The organism is Paraburkholderia sp. SIMBA_027, from assembly GCF_046535315.1.
Classification (GTDB): Bacteria; Pseudomonadota; Gammaproteobacteria; order Burkholderiales; family Burkholderiaceae; genus Paraburkholderia; species Paraburkholderia tropica.
On the sequence record NZ_JAWRWY010000092.1, the window covers coordinates 1 to 507 of the forward strand.

The following is a 507-nucleotide window of genomic DNA, read 5'->3' on the forward strand; positions in this document are numbered from 1 at the left end:
CCTTACATAAGCAATACCTTGTTGATGGCCATTTTTTATGCTTGATTTTCTATTTTTGCTACATAATGCCCACTGCAACTGTCAATAATATCTGGATTAGAGATAATTTGAATTCTATAAAAAAAACCGGATATTGTGTTGCCCGAACAAACTCCTGCTAATGTTTGCGACCATTTACCATAAAGTTTATCATCGCTCCAATAAATATCGTCATAAAATGAATAGTTTGTATAGTTCATTCTTTCACCATTTATTTCTGTTGGGATATTTGGAATTTGCATAATTTCTTCCGTCATTTCTCTTGTAGGAATTTGAAGAGTTTCTATTAGCTTTTCTGTCTTTTGAATGTCATTACAAATTGTTTCAAATTCTTGAATTGCAAGTATGTGCGCTTCGGTGTCATTTGTTGAAATTACTGTAATATTTCTTAAATTATCATTAGAGAATTCACATAAATAGGTGTATTTGAATGTCTTGTCTTTTTTTTCTTCTATTGCCTGTTTAGAA

At 30.6% G+C, this 507-nt stretch carries 1 protein-coding gene; it reads right to left on the reverse strand.

What is annotated here, in order from left to right:
* Positions 1-35 precede the first annotated feature (35 nt).
* Positions 36-507: hypothetical protein (locus SB764_RS38275; protein ID WP_410866499.1), on the reverse strand; the 472-nt coding region annotated here is incomplete at its 5' end.